Source organism: uncultured Bacteroides sp. (assembly GCF_905207245.1).
Lineage (GTDB): Bacteria > Bacteroidota > Bacteroidia > Bacteroidales > Bacteroidaceae > Bacteroides.
In genome coordinates this window covers 1-18,919 of sequence record NZ_CAJLKP010000040.1, presented here as the reverse complement: position 1 = coordinate 18,919, position 18,919 = coordinate 1, and the positions used below count along the sequence as shown (strand labels likewise).

General features: G+C 42.5%; 12 protein-coding genes. All 12 read left to right on the top strand.

Annotated elements, in window-relative coordinates; translation table 11 throughout:
* Window positions 1–20: 20 nt before the first annotated feature.
* Entirely contained in the window at window positions 21–650 is a 630-nt protein-coding gene (locus QZ135_RS13145; RefSeq protein WP_294609882.1) for a DUF4840 domain-containing protein, read from the top strand.
* Window positions 651–1,101: 451 nt separating this feature from the next.
* On the top strand, window positions 1,102–1,752 hold the full coding sequence (rpe, locus tag QZ135_RS13140; protein WP_294609879.1) for a ribulose-phosphate 3-epimerase: 651 nt from the start codon (window positions 1,102–1,104) through the stop codon (window positions 1,750–1,752).
* Between the two features lie 57 nt (window positions 1,753–1,809).
* Window positions 1,810–3,912, top strand: a complete 2,103-nt coding sequence (locus tag QZ135_RS13135; RefSeq protein WP_294609955.1) for a ComEC/Rec2 family competence protein — start codon at window positions 1,810–1,812, stop codon at window positions 3,910–3,912.
* Between the two features lie 137 nt (window positions 3,913–4,049).
* Window positions 4,050–5,273 carry a 6-bladed beta-propeller gene (locus QZ135_RS13130; RefSeq protein WP_294609876.1) on the top strand — a complete coding sequence of 408 codons (1,224 nt, stop codon included), beginning with the start codon at window positions 4,050–4,052 and terminating at the stop codon, window positions 5,271–5,273.
* A gap of 111 nt (window positions 5,274–5,384) precedes the next feature.
* Window positions 5,385–6,614, top strand: coding sequence for a 6-bladed beta-propeller (locus tag QZ135_RS13125; RefSeq protein ID WP_294609873.1), 1,230 nt, complete (start codon window positions 5,385–5,387; stop codon window positions 6,612–6,614).
* A gap of 22 nt (window positions 6,615–6,636) precedes the next feature.
* Window positions 6,637–7,749: a 6-bladed beta-propeller gene (locus QZ135_RS13120; RefSeq protein WP_294609870.1), complete on the top strand. Its 1,113-nt coding sequence runs from the start codon at window positions 6,637–6,639 to the stop codon at window positions 7,747–7,749.
* Between the two features lie 49 nt (window positions 7,750–7,798).
* The gene (locus QZ135_RS13115) at window positions 7,799–8,176 is read left to right on the top strand and encodes a DUF2809 domain-containing protein (protein WP_294609867.1); all 378 of its coding nucleotides are present in this window, start codon (window positions 7,799–7,801) and stop codon (window positions 8,174–8,176) included.
* A gap of 134 nt (window positions 8,177–8,310) precedes the next feature.
* On the top strand, window positions 8,311–9,531 hold the full coding sequence (locus QZ135_RS13110) for a DUF4934 domain-containing protein (protein ID WP_294609864.1): 1,221 nt from the start codon (window positions 8,311–8,313) through the stop codon (window positions 9,529–9,531).
* 176 nt (window positions 9,532–9,707) lie between these two features.
* A complete protein-coding gene (locus tag QZ135_RS13105) occupies window positions 9,708–10,781 on the top strand; it encodes an efflux RND transporter periplasmic adaptor subunit (protein WP_294609861.1) in 1,074 nt (357 codons plus the stop codon).
* A 6-nt stretch (window positions 10,782–10,787) separates the two neighbouring features.
* Entirely contained in the window at window positions 10,788–13,853 is a 3,066-nt protein-coding gene (locus tag QZ135_RS13100) for an efflux RND transporter permease subunit (RefSeq protein ID WP_294609859.1), read from the top strand.
* Between the two features lie 200 nt (window positions 13,854–14,053).
* Complete coding sequence (locus tag QZ135_RS13095) at window positions 14,054–15,529, top strand: TolC family protein (protein WP_294609856.1); 1,476 nt, start codon at window positions 14,054–14,056, stop codon at window positions 15,527–15,529.
* A 47-nt stretch (window positions 15,530–15,576) separates the two neighbouring features.
* Window positions 15,577–18,819 carry an efflux RND transporter permease subunit gene (locus QZ135_RS13090; RefSeq protein ID WP_294609853.1) on the top strand — a complete coding sequence of 1,081 codons (3,243 nt, stop codon included), beginning with the start codon at window positions 15,577–15,579 and terminating at the stop codon, window positions 18,817–18,819.
* Window positions 18,820–18,919: the final 100 nt, after the last annotated feature.

Sequence of the window (18,919 nt, the reverse complement as noted above, 5' to 3'; positions counted from 1 at the left end):
TAGACTAAAATTTTTATGTCATGGAAAAAGTACACTATCTAAAGCGTTTCATGTTTCTTGTAATGGTCCTTGGCCTGATAACCACATTTGTTTCTTGTGATGACGATGATGAACCTAAACCAAACTCTCCTGCATTGACTGACGTAGTAGGTGACTATACCGGTAAAATGCAAATCTTATTCCCGAATCCGACAGCAGAAGAAGGTGAAGAAACACCGGAAGGAACGGATGTAACTGCGAAGTTAACACAAGATGAAGTTGTATTTGAAAAATTCCCGGTAGCGGATCTGATAACTGCCATTGTGGGGAAAGAAGCTGCTCCCGGAATTATTGAAGCTGTGGGTGATGTCAGCTATAAGATGAAGTACACCCCTACTTTTAATGATGAAAAAACAACCATCAGCCTGGCATTCGCTCCCGAACCTCTGGTTCTTGAAATCAACTTACCAACGAAAGAAACTGCCGAAGAAGGAGAAGAAACTCCGGATTTGAAAGTGGAAGTAACAGTTGCAACACCTGCGGCGGGTACCTTTGCCTATACCGGTAATAAATTAGACTTCAATCTACAAGCAACCGGAGTAAAAGTGAACGGTGAACCTCTTGAACTACCTGTTACTACCTTCTCGTTTAATTTAATCAAAACGAAATAAATCATTTTAATTAAACTTACAGAACTGCCCGGGCATAGTGCTTTTGCATTGTCCTGGGCTATTCTGTTTACATATCTCATGTTTTTTTATAACTTCTTGTATACTATTTCTCGTTCTCTCCCGTTCATAACATATAGAGGTATTTCTATCTATTATAGGTAGTCTATAACTTCATTTTTTTAATTTTTAATTTAATAAGCCTATGAATAAGAAAACTACTCCTTTTTTACCTTCTTCATCTTTAAAGTCTCGTAGCTCCATCAGGTCTGTGGTTGGGGGACATCCGCAACCTTCTGAGAAAACCCTTGTTTTTCTCCGTGGCTTTGCTCGTAACTACCGGGTGGAACCTCAGCTTCCGCAGGGTTTACAAGGAATTATATTAGGATGAATGAAATCTTTTGTCTACATTTGTACGTTATAACTATATATGACCTGTAAAATGTAGTGTATTATGAAACCAATCATAGCTCCTTCTATCTTGTCCGCAGATTTCGCTTATCTGGCAAAAGATCTGGAAATGTTGAATCGCAGTGAAGCCGATTGGACTCACATTGATATTATGGATGGTGTGTTTGTCCCTAATATCTCTTTCGGTTTTCCTGTATTGAAGTATGTGGCCAAGATTTCAAAGAAACCTCTGGATGTGCATTTGATGATTGTGCAGCCCGAGAAGTTTATTAACGAAGTAAAGGCATTGGGTGCACATACCATGAATGTGCATTTTGAAGCTTGTCCGCATCTGCACCGGGTGGTGCAACAGATACGCGAAGCGGGTATGCAGCCTGCTGTTACACTGAATCCTGCCACACCTGTGGCTATGTTGAAGGATATCATTCAGGATGTGTATATGGTGTTGCTAATGAGCGTAAATCCAGGTTTTGGAGGTCAGAAGTTTATAGAACATACGGTTGAGAAAGTGCGTGAGTTGCGTGCTCTGATAGATAGTACCGGTTCAAAAGCATTGATTGAAGTGGATGGAGGTGTCAATCTGGAAACAGGCGCCCGTTTGATAGCTGCCGGTGCCGATGTATTGGTTGCCGGAAGTGCCGTTTTTGCAGCTCCCGACCCTGAAAGAATGATACATTCATTGAAGAACCTCTAACTTTTCCTCCAGTTGATAATCAACAGCCTGCAACGACATCCTTTCTTACGACTTCTGATGCCGTTTGCAGGCGGTATTATATGTGGAGATGCGTACTTCTTCCACCAGCGGACAGAGTTCCCACCAGAATTTCCGGCAGAAGTGTCTTATCTGTCCTTTGAACTTGTGCCCGTCTGGATTTGCGTGACAGGTTTTTTTCTGCTTTTTCTAGCTTATTTCTTTTCCAATAAATATCGCCTTAATTGGGTGTATGGCGTTTCTGTTTTTCTTTGTTGTTTTGGTTTAGGTGCCGGTATGGCAGAGGAACGGTTGCATTGCACGGATTTTTCTTTTTCTGATAAAGCTGAAATCTATCAGGCAGTCATCCGGGAAAAGCCGGATATAAAAGAACGGAGCATTCTGTGCCGTGTACAATTGGAAGGCAAAGTGAACAGTGGGGCTGTGCAGAAAAACACACACGGCAATGCTGTTTTACTGTATTTCCCCAAAGACTCTGCTTCTGCCATGTTATGCAGGGGAGATAAACTGTGGATACATACCCGCCTTGCCCCTCCTGCCAATAATGGTAATCCGGATGAATTTGACTATATGCGCTATCTTATCCGTAAGGGTGGTAGTGCTACTGCTTATGTTCCTGCCGGTCATTGGAAGGTGAACGGGCACGAGGTTTCCCGTACCTTCCAGCAGGTAGCTTCTGATTACCGTGAGAAAGTGGTGAATTTATATCGTTGTTTAGGTTTTCAAGGAGATAATCTTGCAGTGCTTTCGGCGCTCACGGTTGGGGATAAGGAAAATCTGAGTGAGGATATTCAGGAAACGTACTCTGTTGCAGGAGCCAGTCATGTTCTGGCTCTTTCAGGACTTCATATAGGCTTTCTCTATGCCTTGCTACTTTTCTTGATGTCTTTTATCTGGAAGCGATGGGCTTTTTTCAAACCTTGTGGACTTTTGTTTATCATTCTTTTTTTATGGGCGTTTGCCTTTCTTACGGGATTCTCTTCTTCCGTGGTACGTTCTGTCATCATGTTCTCTTTATTAGCTGTTTCCTGCCTGCAACCGGAGAAACCGTTAACTCTGAATACATTGGCAGCTACTGCCTTTCTGATGTTGCTTTATAATCCGCTTTGGTTGTTTGATGTAGGTTTTCAACTATCTTTTGCTGCGGTGGCTTCTATCTTATTGATACAACCCAAACTTTATAACTTACTTTCTGTGAAACGTCGTGTTCTCCGTTATGTTTGGGGATTACTAACTGTTTCTGTTGCAGCACAAATAGGTACGGCACCTTTAGTTATTCTCTATTTCTCCCGCTTTTCCACTCATTTTCTGCTGACAAACTTGTGGGTGATTCCTATGGTGACGTTGATTTTGTATTCTGCTGTCTTTCTGCTTATTCTTACTCCTTTTCCTTTCTTACAGTATGGTTTTGCTTCGGTTGTCAATATTTTGTTAAGTAGCCAGAATCGTGTTCTCCGCTGGATAGAGCAATTACCCGCATCTTCTATAGATGGGTTGTGGATAGACCGTTTGGAAATTGTGTTGTTTTATCTTTTTCTGGTGTTTTTCTACCGGAACTTGGTTATCTGCACTGTCCGTAGTGTGTATTGGATGTTGTGTTGTTTGCTTTTTCTGACGACTTATCATGTTGTTTCGGTTAGCCTGTCTTCTCCCTGTCGTAGCATAGCTTTTTATAATGTTCGTAACTGTCCTGCTGTTCATTGTCTTGCTGCTGATGGGAAATCCTGGCTGGCGTGTGCTGATAGCTTACCGGATATATCTCGTTTGCACCGTACGCTTGCTCCCTGTTGGAATCACCTGCACCTTTCAATTCCCAAAACATTGACCACAGATTATTCTATTCCTGGTTTTACTTTCCGTAACCATATTGTTTCCTATGGCGGTAAGCGGATTTGTTTGCTCCATGATTCTCGTTGGGAGAATAAGATTGCAAAACAACCTCTGGCTATTGATTATTTATACATTTCTAAAGGCTACAACGGGCGTATTGAAGAATTAACTTCTCTGTTTCGCATCCGAACTGTTATTCTGGATACTTCCCTTTCCGACTATCGCAGTGATATTCTACGAAATGACTGTTCCCGTTTGGCTATCTCTTGTATTTCTTTGAAAGAGAGAGGAGCGCTTTGCATTCGTTTGTAGTCTTGCATTTAGTGATAATTCTTCTAAATTGGTAACGTAATCAAAAGAAAATGTAACACATTTCTTTTCTCTGTCTTGTTATATGTCTTACTTTTGCTATGACAATAACTATCTTAAATGAAATAATAGATTATACTATGAAAATGTTAACACTGTTAATGGCATTAATGTTGGGTATGCTGACTACTTCCAGTGAAGAGGACAGCAATACTGCTATGGGAAATTGCTATGTAATGAATCTGGATAGTGCCCAAAAATTGGAAAAGATGACCTATTCTTCTTTATTCAGCAAAGCAGGAATTATTGTTCTGGAAGATACGGATGAATCTTTATTGGGAAGAGTTGATAAGATAGAATTCCTTGATAATTATTTGTGTGTATTGGAGAAGAGAAGAGGGCTTTTTCTATTTGACAAGCAAGGTAAATTTGTGAGGAAGATAGGAAATAAAGGAAATGGTCCCGGTGAATACGTATCGCCGGATGATATAACAGTCGACAAGGAAAATAAGAAAATATATATACTGGACTCAAATCAAAGGGTTTTGAAATATAGTAGTAATGGGGTTTATGAGAGCTCGTTTAGACTCGCAAATGATGCTACGAGAAGTAATTACATACAGTATTCTGAAAATGCACTGTATACGAATTTGTATACATTTGATAAATCCCGGAGTCAGTTTCTTTTGAGCAAAGTGAACATAATCAATGGAAAAAGAACTTCTTTTCAGTTAGATGCCTCCCAATATAATAAAGGGTGGGACGAACAATTCAGTACTGATCAGCATACATTTATCTCTGTTCCTGCTGGAAATCCTAAATTTATGCAGATTTTCATGGATACAATATTTGAAATAACTCCTAAAGGAGTAAAACCGTATATCGCTTTCCAAAGTAAAAGTCTGGTGACAAAAAAGGATATAGAAGTTCAAATGGCTCAGTATGATATGTCAGACCCTAGAGTCATTTCGAAAATATGTGATGGGTTGACAAAAGCTAAGAAGATATATAGTATATATGACTATTGGGAAACTGATAAATATATTCATTTGAACTATCTGGTCGGGATGTATGGATATACTGCTCTCTATAACAAAAAGAGCAATGTAACTTCTGTCATGACTGGTTTTAGTGACGATTTGTTCTATACAGATAAAGCGGAAACCAAATTGGTTTTTAAGACTGCTGCGTTCGACAAGGACCGGATATATTGTATAGGGATGAATGATGGTTTTACAAAAGATATACTTTTAAAGAATATGGAAAAAGGTGGAATAAGCTCCCGCATAGAGGGTGCTGACAAATTGAAGACATTGACAGAAGATTCTAATCCTATTCTAATATATTATGAGTTTAAAAAATGACAGGTTTGCTAATAAGCACTATAAGATTGTGGTATTCTTTCCGCTTTAGGCGAAATAATAATCACATTTTTGGCATAAAATGTAAAACGTATGAAAATAAGTGATATTTTTATGGACAGAATAAAGTCGATATTTCTGATAAACCGTTTGAAGCCCATGAAGAACTACTATATCTTATTGTTTTGGTTTCCGCTTTTCTTTTCATGTGGCCCTGCTCCCTTGCAGTCGTATGAGGAAATAAAAGAAATTGTGATAAACCCTGAAGAGGTAGATCCTATCTTAGATTTGTCCGAAGTATTGGATGACTCGATTGAGATAATTCCATTAGAAACGAATGACGAATGTCTCATTGCTGATGTGAAACGAGTTGAATTTTATAAGGATAAGATATACGTGCTTGATGGGACGAATAATGGAATATTGGTTTTTGATTCCCGGGGAAAGTATCAGAAGCGCATTGGAAAGCAAGGAAATGGCCCCGGTGAGTATGCTAAATTGTGGAATTTTACTTTTAAAGGAGATTCAATTCTTGTAAAGGAAATGGGTGGACAGAAATATATTATCTATGATTTGAATAGCGATTTCTACAGGGAAGTTCCTTATGACGTTTGGCATTTTGAAGTGTTGTTATTGGAAAATGATACGATTTATCAGATATCGAACTACGATGCGAGTAAGCATGGCAATTATAATCTTTTCAAGTTCGATTTAAGAACTGCCGAGGTCATTGCATCTTATATTCCTTATGAAGAAAAACATAAAAATAAGTCGGGGTATGGATTAGGCAGGTATACCAGTAGGTTTGGCGATGCTGCTACTTTGATTTATCCGTTTAATGATACCATCTATACAGTGAAAAAGGATACGGTATATCCTTCTTATGTTCTTCATTTTACTTCAAGAAGTCTTCCTGAAGATGTAGATGTGAATAGGGAGGATTTTTCCAGATATGTTCGTCGTAATAAGTTTCTGAAGGGATTTGAATACTTACAGACTACGGAACGTTTCATGTTAGGATATTATGTGGATTATAATCAGTTTAAGTATTTTCTTTATGATAAGCAAACCTCCGAATACAAAGTAGGCAGTATGGCCCAACTATCCCGGTTAGGCGGACTGAATATCCATTATTTTTATACCACCACTACGGGTGAGCTGGTTTTCCTGCAACAGGCAGAATGGTTAATTTATTACTGGAAGTGGGCAAGAGAAAAGTGCTCGGATATGTATAGGGAAAAAATGGATAGAATGATTACTTCTGTAACTGAAGACTCTAATCCGGTATTGTTTAAGGTTCATATGAAGTCGTTTGATGAAGCTAAGGATAATGAAAATTTATAATACAGATGTAATATCATAGTTTATGAAAAAGATATTTGTTGCTGCAAGTTTATTGTGTTTGTTTGCCTGCCAACGCAAACAGGAAAATAAAGTGGAAAGTGTAGACGCTAATACGCTGGCAATTGATTCGCTGACTAATCTGCCGGAACAGAAAATAAAGGAAATACGTTACATTCCTCTGGAGACTAATGATGATATATTGATAGGAGGAGTTTCTACGGTGCGTTATGTTAATGGCTATTTCTATTTTATATCTTCACAAAAGATATTGGTTTTCGATAAGCAGGGCAAGTTTGCTTACTGTATTGATAAGGTGGGACAAGGACCTGGTGAATACACTTCGGCGTGGGGGGTAGATGTTAATCTGCAAGGAGACGTTTATGTGGCAGATACTTCTGTTGGGAAAGTAATCAAGTATTCCTCAAAGGGAACACAGTTTGAAGAATATATGATTGGAGAACGGATGCTTGATTTTGCTGCATTGAATGACAGTGTCTTTTATTTGGCTAACATATTGAAAGGAGGAGAGAGTGATATTGATATTGCTTTGGCCAGATATTCTACTATTTCTAAGGAACTTAAGGTATTGTCAACCTATGATGATATTTTTGATGATGGCATTCAGCGTTTTGGATCGTCTTTCTTCCGCTCAAATGGTTCCCTTTATTATTATAAATTGTTTTCATCGGAACTGTGTGAGGTTACAGAGAACGGCATCAAGAGTTATTTAAAATTTCCATCCACCCGTTGGGCTACTAAAGACATAATAAAGAAGTGGCAGAAAAATATGCAGGCTGCATATAAAGAAGACAAAGACGTGCTACGTGGGATAAGTGCTTTTTGTGAGACAGGCGAATATCTTTATATCGACTTAAGCAGCTTTCCTTCTGTTGCAATATTGAAGAATAAAAAGACCGGGGAACTTACAAAACCTAACTTTTTCTCCGGAAAAATTCGTTCTTATCAACAAGTGAATGGGGCTACAGATAATTACTTGGTCTTTCTGACTTCACCGGAATCAGAAAATATAGAATATATTCTGGAACATGACACTGATATGCTTCCTGAAGAAAGGAAGGCTTTGAGCCATTTGTCCGAGGATGATAATCCGGTACTGATGTTATTGAAATTTTAAATCTCTGTATTTTCCTTATATTTGAAGTCATATGTGACATATCATAATTATGAATAATAGAAACTATCAATTTGTAGGCAGCCGTTGGTTTTATGCCATCTGCTTTGCCGGGCTTTTTGTAATTGAAACGTTGATAGCACTTTTTGTGCACGATGCATTTATCCGCCCGTATATGGGAGATGTGTTAGTGGTGGTATTGGTGTATTGCTTTGTACGCATCTTTATTACCCGTCCGTTACGGTGGTTGCCACTATGGGTGTTTTTGTTTGCCTGCTGTATTGAAGCATTGCAATATTTGCAGTTTGTCACTTTGGTAGGACTACAAGATTGTACGTTGGCAAGGGTGGTACTGGGTACATCTTTTTCATGGTGGGATATTGTCTGTTATGCTGCCGGATGTTTGCCTCTTTTCTTTATCCGCCGGTAAGCGGATGCACCTTAAAGGCACTTTTAAATATGGGTTTTTAGTTCTTTAACGATAAAATTTAGTTTGAGAACTAAAAATATTAGTTTATTTGCGGAAACGTTATGAATGTTAAATCTAAAAACACACAAGAAATCATGAAAAAAGAATGGTTATATGCCACAGGTTTGGTTTGTCTGATGGCTGCTTGTACTGGCACTCCGCAATCGTCGGCTGACGAATTGTGTTCTATTGATGTGGCAGGGGCAATGGAAAAGCCTGCTGAGTTGAAACTTTCGGAATTGGGTGCTGATGTGCGTTATGTTGCATTGGAAACTACTGATTCGTGCCTGATAGGAAGAAATCCGAATATCACTTTGCTGGATAAGCATATTGTAGTGGTGTCGGGAAAAGACTGTCTGCTGTTTGATAAAGAAACGGGTAAATTCCTGACTAAGGTTGGGCATGTGGGAGAGGATCCGGAAGCATACTCTACTCCGGCACCTACTTATAATGATATAGATGGTCTACTCTATTTCATGCGACATCCGGCTACTTTGCAAAAGTATGACGTGCAGGGCAATTATCGTGGCAAACTGGCTATACCAAGCAAACCTGCTGTACCGTCTGATTTCTGTTTTACAGATTCGCTTATTATTGGTCATTATAATGGTTTGGCTATGAGTTACAATGCCAGTTCTTTGCTGTTTTTTAACGAAGCCGGTGAACGGGTAGATACAATTCCCTCTCTGTTTCCGTCGGTACAGGAGAAGACTGTAGAAGATATCGCCAGTATTTCGGTTCTTAAACAGGGCAATGCCGGGCTTCTTTTAAGTCGGTTTAAGAATGGGGAGAGTTCTATAAATATCATGGGCGTTCCTTTCTTATGGAAGAGTGGCGGAAAAGTGCGGTTGAAAGAGAGTTTCAATGATACTATCTATACAGTGGAACGGAATGGTTTGGTTCCCTCTATTGCATTTACTACTGGAAAATGGCACTTAGGCGATGGAGAACGTGGTACCTTTGTAGATAGCGAGAACCGCTTATTGGTAAGTTGCATTTATGAGACTGATAACAACGTATTTTTCCAATGCCTTCAGGGGTATCCTAAAACCCATAATGGAATTTATGACCGGAAAGCTAAAACTACCCGTATGAATGATGAAAAGGAAGGCTTCACGGATGACCTGACTGGGTTTATGCCTTTCCGCCCCAAGACGTGTAGTCTGCAAGGAGAATATGGAATGATTGTTGAAGCCGGAGATGCGATGGACTGGTTGGAAGAAAACCCCGAAATTGCCGAAAATAGTAAATTGGCAGCATTGAAGAATTTGACGGAAGATTCCAATCCTATAGTGGTGATTACAGTGCCGAAATAGTGACTACTATATATTCTTGTCCACCTGTTTTGAGGTGGGCGAGATTATATTTGTTTGATAATTAGAAAAGTAACAGTCCAAAGGCTGTCTTGTTTTGTCCATATGCATATAAGGATTCGTAATGGGAAAACGGCTAATTTTGCATACAGAAGTGTAAACGGAAAAACTAATATAGAATGATAAAGACACAGAATTACCGGTTTTTGTTCTGTTTGGCATTGTTTGTGCTGGCAGCATGTTCCGGTGCAAAGAAAGAAGAAGTTGCCGATGAAGGAGTAGCTACCGTATTGCCGGATGAGAAGAATGAAGTGACTGTGATGACTTTGAAGCGGCAGGTGTTTAACCATGAATTGGTGAGCAATGGCAAGGTGGTAGCCGGCGGAATGGCAGATTTACGCTTTGAAAGTTCCGGTATAGTGGCACAGATTTATGTGAAGAACGGTGACCGCGTGCACAAAGGACAGAAACTGGCAGAGCTGGATAAATTCCGTTTAAAGAACAAGACTGCACAATCCAGGGATGCTTTGGAAAAATCAAAACTGGAATTACAGGACGTATTGATAGGGCAGGGCTATGCAGCGGATGATACTGCCAAAGTTCCTGATGACATCATGCAACTGGCGCGGGTGAAGAGCGGTTATGACCAGAGTCTTTCCCAGTATGAACTGGCTAAATATGAAGAAGAACACGCCACATTGATTGCTCCTTTTGACGGAGTGGTAGCCAACCTGTTTTCCAAACCTTATAATGCACCCAGCACTTCCGATGCTTTCTGTACAATAATCGGTACACAAGGTATGGAGGCCGATTTCACGGTATTGGAGAGCGAACTTCCTCTTATTAAGAATGGTGATAAAGTCGTGGTTACTCCTTATGCTGATCCTTCCGCCAAGTATGAAGGGCGTATTTCTGAAATAAATCCCCTGGTAGATGATAAAGGTATGGTGAAGGTAAAAGCTATTGTAAACGGACAAGGCAAGCTTTTCAACGGTATGAATATCCGTGTTAATGTGCACCGCTCTCTTGGGGAGCAATTGGTTATTCCGAAGAGCTCCGTGGTGTTGCGTTCCGGTAAACAAGTGGTTTTCACTTTAGAGAAAGACAAGGCAAAATGGAACTATGTGCATACCGGACTGGAAAATGCCGATAGCTATACGGTAGCGGATGATGGTGTGAAGGAAGGAGATGTGATTATTGTGACGGGCAATGTAAACCTGGCCCATGAAGCCCCGGTGATAATTAAAAATTAAAGGGGAATGGTCAAGTTTCTGGTACAGCGGCCCATTGCCGTACTGATGGCGTTTACCGCATGTTTCATAGTCGGTCTGGTGACGTATTTCACGTTACCTGTATCCTTGCTGCCGGATATTGCCATTCCGGAAATTACAGTACAAGTTTCAGCACCGAACACCTCTGCACGTGAGTTGGAGAATACTGTGGTAAAGCCATTGCGTCAACAACTCATCCAAGTGGCTCGCCTGAAAGATATGGATAGCGAAGCACGGGACGGGGCAGGACTTATCCGCCTGAATTTTGATTACGGAACCAATACGGACCTTGCTTTTATTGAGGTGAACGAGAAGATTGATGCTGCCATGAACTACCTGCCTAAGGACACGGATCGTCCCAAGGTAGTAAAAGCAAGTGCTACTGATATTCCGGTGTTTTATCTCAGCCTCACTTTGAGGAACGACAGTGCTTATGGGCAGACTGATGAGCGCGCCTTTCTCGATCTGTGTGAATTTGCCGAGAGCGTCATCAAGCGGCGCATTGAACAACTGACGGAAGTGGCGATGGTGGACATCACCGGATTGGTGGGACGCCAGTTGCAGATAGTACCCGACGAAAACAAACTTGCCGTTCTGGGACTTTCCATACAGGATGTGGAGACCGCACTTGCGCAGAACAATGTGGAGCCGGGCAGTATGACGGTGCGTGACGGTTATTATGAATACAACATCAAGTTCTCCACCCTTCTGCGTACGGAGGAAGATGTGAAGAATATCCTTATTAATAAGGAAGGGCGTATTATCCGTCTGGATGATTTTTGCCGGATAGGTGTTGTCCCTGTTAAGGAAAAAGGAGTGTCCATGAGTAATGGTAAACGGGCGGTGACGTTGGCTATTATCAAACAGGCGGATGAAAATATGGACGACATGAAACAGGCGATTGGCAGTACCATGGACTATTTTCAGAATGTATATCCGGACATTGAATTCAGCATCAGTCGTAATCAAACAGAGTTATTAGATTATACTATCTCTAATTTGCAGCAAAACCTTTCGTTGGGTTTCCTTTTTATCTGTATTGTAGCTGTGCTTTTCTTGGGTGATGTCAAATCCCCCTTTATCATCGGGTTGAGTATGGTGGTCTCCATTGTTATCTGTTTCCTCTTTTTCTATCTGTTCAAGATGTCTCTGAACATCATATCCCTCTCCGGACTGATTCTGGCATTGGGCATGATGATTGACAGCTCTATCATCGTGACGGAGAATATCTCACAATACCGGGAACGGGGATATTCGTTGAAGCGTGCATGTATTGCGGGTACTAGTGAGGTGATTTCGCCGATGCTCAGTTCTTCTCTGACCACGATAGCCGTATTTGTACCATTGATATTTATGAGCGGCATAGCGGGTGCCATCTTCTACGACCAGGCTTTCTCGGTAACGGTCGGATTGCTTGTTTCTTATTTCACTGGTATTATGCTGTTGCCGATACTCTATATGCTGGTCTACCGCACAGGTTTGCGCAAGTCGTGGTTTTCACGTATCCGTATCAATAATCCTATAAAGGACCACACGCTCGACCGTTTCTATGACGCCGGAGTTGATTTTATATTTGCTCACAAAACCGCAAGTGTGCTGTTTTGCATTATTTCCGTGCCGTTGTGTGTATTCATGTTCTACTTTATCGGCAAAGAACGTATGCCTGAAATAGACCAGAATGAACTGATAGCCCGGGTGGAATGGAACGAGAATATCCATGTGGATGAGAACCGCCGTAGGGTGGACGCCCTGTTTGAAACGTTTAGAGACGAAACCACAGAACAGACTGCAGCCGTCGGGCAACAGGATTATCTCCTGAATCGTGAACAGGCTCTGTCTTCTTCGGAAGCTGAACTCTATTTTAAAACAGAGAATCCCTCTGAGATAGCTTCTTTGCAGGAAAAAGTTTATCGCTCTCTCAAAGCGGAATATCCGTTGGCTGTTGTTTCTTTCTCGCCGCCCGAAACGGTGTTCGAGAAACTGTTTGTGACCGGAGAAGCTGATATTGTTGCCGAACTCTATTCCCGTAATAAAGAAAAGGTGCCGACGGCTGATGAATTACGTAGTCTGGAAGATGAGTTTATTGCCCGTACAGGATATGCTCCTACAGGCATTGCTTTTGAAAACCAATTGAATATCCGTATTAATAAGGAGAAACTCTTGCTTTATAATGTTTCATACGATGAGTTGTATCGTGTATTGAAAACCGCTTTCAAAGAAAACAGTGTAGCCACTCTTCACTCTTACCAGCAATACTTGCCTATCAGTATTGTAGGAGAAGAGCAGACGGTGAACAGCATCTTGCAGGAAACCCTGGTGCCGACACGGGCGGATAATAAGGGTATTGAATATCTGCCTTTGCGCGAACTTGTGTCGGTGGTGCCGGCAGAAGATTTGAAGTCTATCACCGCAGGGCGCAATGGAGAATATATACCGTTCCGTTTCTACGATGTACAGAATGCAGAACCGTTGATGAAGCAGGCGAAGGAAGTTGCAGATGCTACCGGAGACTGGGATACTTCTTTTTCCGGAAGTTTCTTTTCCAACCGGAAGATGCTGGATGAGTTGGTGGTCATCTTGTTCATTTCCATACTGTTGATGTATTTTATCCTGGCGGCACAGTTCGAGAGTTTTGTGCAACCGCTTGTGGTGTTGCTGGAGATACCGATAGATGTGGCGTTCGCTCTGGTGTTGTTGTGGATATGTGGACATACGCTCAACTTGATGTCCGCCATTGGTCTGATAGTGACGTGCGGTATCATCATCAATGACTCCATCCTGAAGCTCGATGCAATTAATGAATTGCGCAAGACGGGCATACCGTTGCTGGAAGCTATCCATGAGGCGGGACGGCGCAGACTGCGTCCCATTATCATGACTTCGCTGACTACCATCTTTGCGATGGTGCCGTTATTGTTCTCTTTCGATATGGGTTCGGAATTGCAGAAACCGCTTTCCATAGCCATGATTGGGGCGATGTTCATCGGTACATTGGTCAGCCTGTTCATCATACCGTTGATATATTGGTTTATTTATAAAGAGAGGAAAATATGATAAATGATAATTTAGCGCGGAGCGCTAAATTAAGTTACGAGCTACGAGCTACAAGTTACGAGTTGCTGCTCTGTACTCGTGGGCGAATAATTATTCGTCCGGCTATCACACCGAAAGGCACTTGTAGCTTGTAGCTGGTCACTTATCGCGCTTCGCGCGATAAATTATCATTTAGAAACAAAATATAAAAGTTTGAAATAATGAAGAAACTTGGTTTAATAATTCTTTTAGGACTTTCTCAGGCGCTTCCTTCTGTCGCACAACAACAGATAACGTTGGACTTGCAACGGACTATTGCCATAGCAAACGACAGTTCGTTGGAAGCGTTCCGTACAAAAAACATGTATCTGTCCGGCTACTGGGAATACCGCACTTATAAAGCAAACCGCTTACCGAGCCTCACGCTGAACATGACCCCTGCACAATACAATCGCGACATCACCAAGCGTTACGACTCCGGGCAGGACTTGGATATCTACCGTAGTCAGCAATCCTTCTACGCCTATGGCAATCTGGCTATCAAGCAAAACTTTGACCTGACGGGCGGTACATTCTATTTGGATACGGAGTTGGGCTATATGCGTAGTTTCGGCTCCAATTCTTATACCCAATATACCAGCGTCCCCATACGCGTAGGGTATTCACAAAGTTTGGTGGGCTATAATCCCTTCCGCTGGGAACGGAAAATAGAACCGTTGAAATATGAAAAAGTAAAGAAAGAATATATTTATAATGCCGAGCAAGTGTCCGAGCAAGCCACAACTTACTTCTTTGAGCTTGCTATGGCACAGGCGGAGTACGACCTTGCAAAGGAGAATGTCGCTTCCTCCGATACCCTTTACCGCATCGGTATGCAACGCTTGAAGATAGCCTCTATCAGTCGTGCCGACTTGCTGACGCTGAAACTGGATGTGGTGAATGCCCGTAACACCTTGCAAAATGCCGAAAGTTCACTGAAACGTGCCATGTTCTCATTGGCTTCTTTTCTCAATTTTGAGAAGAATACGGAGATACGGCTCTCCCTCCCCAGTCGCCCAAGTGAGTTGGTTATTCCGGTGGATGCCGCTCTGGATGCTGCACGCTCTAACAACCCGAATTTCCTTGGATTACGCCAGGATGTGTTGGAAGCCGAACGGAATGTAGATAAAACCAAGAAGGAATCTCGTTTCAATGCCAGCATTAATGCCAGTATTGGTTTCAATCAGGTGGCAGAGAAGTTTGGTGAAGCCTACAATCACCCAATGCAACAGGAAATGGTGTCTGTCAGCGTTTCTATCCCGTTGGTGGACTGGGGAGTGCGCAAAGGCAAGTACAACATGGCCCGTAACAACCTGAATGTAGTGAAAACCTCTTCCCGCCAGAATGAAATCAGCATTGAAGAGGAAGTCATCATGACCGTGAGCGACTTTAACGTTCAGCAAGCCTTGGTGACGAGTGCCGAAGAAGCCCTCGACCTTTCTATTCTGGCATACAATGAAACCCGCCAACGCTTCATCATCGGCAAAGCGGACATCAGCAGCCTCACGCTCTCTTTGAATCGCCAACAGGAAGCCCAGCGCAATTATATCTCCGCCTTGAAGAATTACTGGTTGAACTACTACAAAATCCGTAAGTTGACGTTACACGATTTTGCCAGTGGCTTCTCCCTCTCCGACAAGTTTGACTACAACCAATAGCTCGCCATTACCATCATTTTTTAATTTTTAATTTTCAATTTTTAATTATGAACCGCCTCTCCTCCTTCACCCTCATCGTCACCTTTGTCTGCTTGGCACTGGTTGGTTTGGCTTTGGTACCGTTACTACCGGTCAAGCTGAATCCGTCGCGTACGTTGCCAGGGTTCACGGTGCGTTTCAACATGCCGGGCACTTCTTCGCGGGTGGTGGAGATGGAGGCAACGAGCAAACTGGAATCCATGTTGGCTCGCATCAAAGGGGTAAAAGCGATGTATTCCACTTCCGGTAATGGCTATGGCTCTATTACGGTAGATTTGGACAAGCACGCGGATGTGGATGCAGTACGTTTTGAAGCTTCTACTATCATTCGCCAGACGTGGTCGCAACTTCCTTCCGGGGTCAGCTATCCGTATATTGATATGAAGGTTCCCGATGAGAATACTTCACGTCCGTTCCTTTCGTTTACGCTGAATGCCCCCTCTACGCCTATACTGATACAGCAATATGCGGAAGAGCATATCAAACCACGGCTGGCACAGTTGCAAGGCATTTATAAGATAGACTTAAGTGGCGCCACCCCGATGGAGTGGCGGTTGGAGTATGACAGTGAACAACTACGCACCTTAGGTGTCACTATTTCAGATATCCGGCGTGCCATTCAACTACATTATAATAAAGAGTTCCTGGGTACGCACAACATGGACACCCCTGCCGGTAAGCAGTGGATACGTCTGGTGCTGGTGCCGGATGGTGTCAGTGGTGACTTCGACCCTTCGGTTATCACGGTGACGGCTTCGGATGGTAAAATCATCCGTCTGAATGAGTTGGTGACGGTGGTTCATGTGGAAGAGGCACCGCAGAGCTATTACCGCATCAATGGTATGTCCGTCACGGCTGTAGAAACAGCTAACCAATTGCAACTGAGTAATGAAGTGATGGAAGAAATGGAAGCGATACGCCTGACGTTGCCGCCCGGTTATGAGGTGCATACCAGCTACGATGCCACGGAGTTTATCCGTGAAGAGCTGAACAAGATTTACTTCCGTACGGGGCTGACGGTGCTTATTCTGTTGGTATTCGTATGGATTATTACGCTGAATCTGAAATACTTATTTTTGATAGTTACCAGTTTGTCCGTTAATATTGCCGTAGCGGTTATTTTCTACTATCTCTTCGGGCTGGAAATGCAATTGTATTCATTGGCGGGGATAACTGTGTCCTTGAATCTCGTGATAGATAGCACCATTGTAATGACCGACCATATCTTGCACCGACGTAATCTGAAAGCATTTATGTCTGTATTGGCCGCTACTTTGACAACAATGGGGGCGCTGGTCATCATCTTTTTCCTGGACGAGAAAATACGGTTGAACTTGCAGGACTTTGCCGCTGTGGTGATTATCAATCTGGCTGTCTCTCTTTTTGTAGCACTCTTCTTTGTTCCGGCGATGATTGATAAGATTGGGTTGGTGAAGAAATCGTCAGGAAATACCCTTCGGCGTAAAAGCGGGCGAATGATTATGCGTCCCTACAAGTGGGTGCAGAGCATGAGGCGATGGGTGCGTGCTCATATACGTATTCGTCGGATTACAGTACATTTTACTCGTTTTTATCAATTGCTCATTCGTTTCCTGCTACGTTGGCGGGTGGCGGTGTGCATTGTTCTGGTGCTGGGCTTCGGTTTGCCCGTCTTCCTTCTTCCTGAAAAAATGGAAGGAGAAGGTAAGTGGGCAGAGCGGTATAATAAAACGTTGGGTTCTTCTACTTATAAGGAGAAAGTGAAACCTATAGTGGATAAAGCTTTAGGTGGCAGTTTGCGCCTGTTTGTTCAGAAAGTGTACGAGGGTAGCTATTTCAGTCGTAATGAAGAAGTGGTGCTCTATGCCAATGCCAACCTGCCGAATGGGAGCACACTGGAACAGATGAATACCCTGATGAAACGTGTGGAGACTTATCTCAGCAGTTTCAAGGAAATCAAGCAGTTCCATACTTCCGTTTACAATGCACGCAGGGGTAATATTCAGATATATTTCAAGAAGGAACACCAGCACAGTGGCTTCCCGTATACGCTGAAAGCCAACCTGATAGGTAAAGTTTCTGAATTGGGAGGCGGCAGTTGGGACGTGTACGGATTGCAGGACCAGGGTTTCAGTAATGATGTTCGCGAAAATGCAGGTTCCTACCGCATCAAAATGTATGGCTACAACTACGATGAACTCTATGCGTCGGCCGAGAAGCTGAAAGAAGTGCTGCTTTCGCATCGGCGCATCAAGGAAGTATTCATCAAATCGGAATTCTCCTGGTGGAAAGATGATTATCAGGAATTCTATTTTAATCTGAACAAAGAACGCATGGCACAGGAAGGGATTGATGCCCAGCATCTGTTCGCAGCCATCCAACCGATATTCGGTAAGAATATGCAGGTAGGTTCGGTGGTGACGGAAAGCGGCTCGGAAAGTATCCGGCTTTCTTCCCGCCAATCTCATGAGTATGATGTATGGGCGATGCAGTTCTTTCCTTACGGTGTAGATGGTGGGAAGCACTATAAACTTTCTGAACTGGCCACGGTGGAGAAGGGGCAAATGCCGCAGCAGATAGCCAAAGAGAACCAGCAATACCGCCTTTGCCTGCAATACGAATATATCGGCTCGTATGAACAGGGCAACAAGATACAGAAACGGGATCTGGAAGAATTTAATAAAACTTTACCGATGGGCTATACAGCCGAGTCGGACAGTCAGTCGTGGGCATGGAACAAGAAGGATAACAAGCAATATTTGTTGCTATTGGTCGTGATTTCCATCATATTTTTCACCACAAGTATCCTGTTCAATTCGCTGAAGCAGCCACTGGCTATTATCTTTGTCATTCCGGTATCTTATATCGGGGTATTCCTCACGTTCTATTGGTTCCGCCTGAATTTCGATCAGGGTGGTTTTGCTTCGTTCGTGCTTTTGTGTGGTATCACGGTGAATGCCAGTATCTATATTCTGAATGAGTACAATAGCATCCGTCGCCGTTTTCCTCGCCTTTCTATGCTTCGTGCCTATACAAAGGCATGGAATGCAAAGATATTGCCCATTTTCCTTACGGTGGTTTCTACTATTCTGGGTTTTATCCCGTTTATGGTCGGGACGGATAAGGAGGCTTTTTGGTTCCCGTTGGCATCGGGTACTATAGGAGGACTGGTTATGTCTATTATCGGTATTTTCTTCTTCCTTCCGGTGTTTTGTTTGAAGAGGAAAGAGGTTTGCAAATACTCTAAAAGAAGTATCGCACTTAAAAGTTAAATTCATCTATAAAGGAGCAAAAAGTTTTCTACGGGAGGGACTATTAGTTTCTGTAGTGTACTGAATAAGTTGACACTTCTAAAATTAGAAATTCATATGG